Source organism: Arthrobacter sp. H41 (assembly GCF_000520535.1).
GTDB lineage: Bacteria > Actinomycetota > Actinomycetes > Actinomycetales > Micrococcaceae > Arthrobacter_D.
The window spans coordinates 11381-14024 of record NZ_KI914826.1; the positions used below are offsets into that span (position 1 = coordinate 11381).

Below are 2644 nucleotides of genomic sequence, written 5' to 3' on the forward strand. Positions count from 1 at the left end.
GGCTGGGCGTCGGCGACGCCGGCAGGCGTGCCCAAGCCGTAGTGCCGAAGCAGCCGTTCCTCCTGGTCGGTGCTGAGGCTTTCACCGCCCACGATTTCGGGCGAGCGTTCCACGAGCGCCCTTTCATAAGGGACGCGAAGGTGCCCGCCGTCCATGGCTGCCTCGGAGAGCGGAACCAGTGCCGTCGCGCTGCCGGAAGCTCCCGTCGCCACAAGGATCCAGGACGGCCGGCCGGTGGCATCATCGACGAAGACCCGCGCTATGGAACCGAGATTCCCGTCCACCGCGCGGACCTCGCCCTCCGTGTTGATCAGGTCGGCTATCTGTTCGTGCGTAATCATCAATGTCTCCTCTAGCTGGGTCAGGGAATAGCGAATGCTCAGCGGGCGGGGGTGCCGCCCTCGCCGGGGCCGCTGGTCTCGCCAACCCCGTCGGTCTCCAGGCGCTCCTTGCGGACCTCCCCGCTCACCGTCTCGTTCCGAGTGAGAGTTTCCTTGTCCAGCCGGACCCGTTCGACCGGGACGGTTTCCTTGCCCACCACGACACGCTGCTCGTGGAGCGTGATCTCATACACCTCTTCGCTGAGCCCTGCATGACGGGAGGCTTTCCTGCGGTTGGCCTTCGTGATCGGTTCCCGCTCGATGCGCAGTTCCTCACGGGACACCGGGACGGTCCGGGTGACTGTTTCGGTGACGACGTACTTCCGCAACCGGACACGTCCGGTCTCACGCTGCTCGACACCGATCCGCAGCTGTTCCTCGGAAAGGGTCAGGGCAGGGCCTGTCGCCGAACCGGAGGTAGTGGTTGCGGATTCATCGGTCCCGTGGCTCTGCGAACCGGACAGGTCGTGCGAGCTGTCTTCCCGGCCAAGGCCGTAGTGGCGGTAGAGGAGATGTTCCTCCTCCGGGCTGAGGTGACCGTCACGGTCCACCTTGGGGGCGTCCTTGACCCGGTCCTTCGGATAGGCGACCCGAAGATCCTTCCCATCGACTGCAGCTCCTTCAAGCGGAATGAAGGTTTCCGAGGTTCCGAACAGGCCGGTATTCACCGTCACCCAGCTTGCCCGGTCGGTGTCGTCATCGACGTAGATCTGCCCGAGGGTGCCGATCCTGTCGCCATCGCTGGCGTAGACCTTGCCATGCCCCCTGAGGAGGGCGTCGACGTCATCCTGCGTAATCATCTGTGCTCCTTTGTACTGGTGCTTCCTGGTGGGTGGCATCGTCGACGCCGGGTTCGAGGACTTCCTTGCGGACCTCCGTACTCAACGATTCCTCAGTCAGGATTCTCTCCTTCGTGAGCCGAATCCGTTTCACTGCGACGGATTCCATCCGGATCACGGGGCGCTCCTCGGAGAGCACTATCGAATAGCCGCCCCCCTCGAGTTCCGAACTGCCGATCTCCACGCCCGGAGCGGTGCCGGAACCGGTGCCGGAACCGGTCGCCATGCCGTGCTCGACGGCGGCCGCGGCGTCGGTCCCGGGCCCGCGGTCGATCCGGATTTCTTCCCGCCTGACGGTGATCGTCCGCGTCACATTCTCCGTGACAACGGTTTTGTGGAGACGCACCCTGCGGAGCTGTTTGGTTTGCGGGATGACCCGGACCTGCTCTTCGGACAGCACGATCACCTGGCCGGCGGACGGGCCGGCTTCAGCGCTGCGCCCTGTTCCGGTGCCGCCGTTCCCGGCGCTGTCACCGGCCGCGGTTCTCCGTCCGGCGATTTTCTTGCCCTTACGGCCCTTCCTGCCGCTGGGTCCCGTCATCGCAGAGGACCTGGCATCCCCGGGCGACGCGGTGTCGCCGATGGGATCGGTTGCCCGGGCGGTGCCCTTGCCGGCCTTCTTGTTGACGTGGCCCGAGATCCCGGACGCCTGGGCAGGGCCGTCGGCTGTCCATTCTCCTGCCGGACCGTTCTCGCCCGGAGGCCCCGCCTGTTTCCGCATCACCATGCCGCTTCCTTCCATCAGTACAATCTCCAGCTGCCACATCGACGCCGTTCCCCCTCCATACAATAGCAAGCATGCTTATCAATTCGTGGCAGAATTTCCGGGGTATCCCGGGAACGGGTTGATAAGCTCACCGGATGACTGAGCTCAGCGGTTCCCACTTCCTCGTCGTCGGCGCCACCGGGGTTCTGGGAGCCGAGCTTTCACGGAAGCTGGCCGCGCGGGGCGCGCGAATGACGCTCTCGGGAAGGTCAGCAGGAAAGCTGCAGGCCCTGGCGGAGGAACTCGGGGAGGCCGTCGAGGGAACCGTCGCCGCGGATCTCGGAAAGGCGGGCTCGCCCAGTGACCTCGCGGCAGCCGTCTACGGCAAGGAACTGAACGGGCTGATATTCGCTGCGGGGGTTGTCGCCTTCGGCCCGGCGGTCGCCGTGGACGACGACACCCTTGATGAGCTGGTGCTCGTGAACCTCCTCGGGTACATGCGGCTCATGCGTGAAGTGGGGCCGCAGCTGGCCAGGGATTCGGTGGTGGTGCAGCTGAGCGCAGTGGTAGCCGAGAGCCCGACGGCGGGAATGGCGGCGTATTCGGCGACGAAGGCTGGACTCAGCGCCTACGGCAAGGCACTGACCCTCGAACTCAGGCGCCAGGGCGTCCGTGTGCTCGATGTCCGGCCGCCACACACCGAGACGGGGCTGGCGGGG

The 2644-nt window shown here is 65.8% G+C and carries 3 protein-coding genes and 1 pseudogene; 1 reads left to right on the forward strand and 3 read right to left on the reverse strand.

Annotated elements, in window-relative coordinates; genetic code table 11:
- From Y705_RS22455 to Y705_RS0114355, 3 genes and pseudogenes are all read right to left on the reverse strand, one after another.
- Positions 1-341 (reverse strand): annotated as a pseudogene (locus Y705_RS22455) (hypothetical protein); the annotation flags it as partial.
- A gap of 38 nt (positions 342-379) precedes the next feature.
- Positions 380-1180: a PRC and DUF2382 domain-containing protein gene (locus tag Y705_RS20250; RefSeq protein WP_049822816.1), complete on the reverse strand. Its 801-nt coding sequence runs from the start codon at positions 1178-1180 to the stop codon at positions 380-382.
- Positions 1164-1946 (reverse strand): YsnF/AvaK domain-containing protein, encoded by a 783-nt coding sequence (locus Y705_RS0114355; RefSeq protein WP_162149092.1) that lies wholly within the window; start codon positions 1944-1946, stop codon positions 1164-1166. Before Y705_RS0114355 ends, Y705_RS20250 begins: the two co-directional genes overlap by 17 nt.
- A 134-nt stretch (positions 1947-2080) precedes the next feature.
- Here Y705_RS0114355 and Y705_RS0114360 point away from each other — a divergent pair.
- A partial coding sequence (locus Y705_RS0114360) for an SDR family NAD(P)-dependent oxidoreductase (protein ID WP_026533358.1) occupies positions 2081-2644 on the forward strand: 564 nt, incomplete at its 3' end.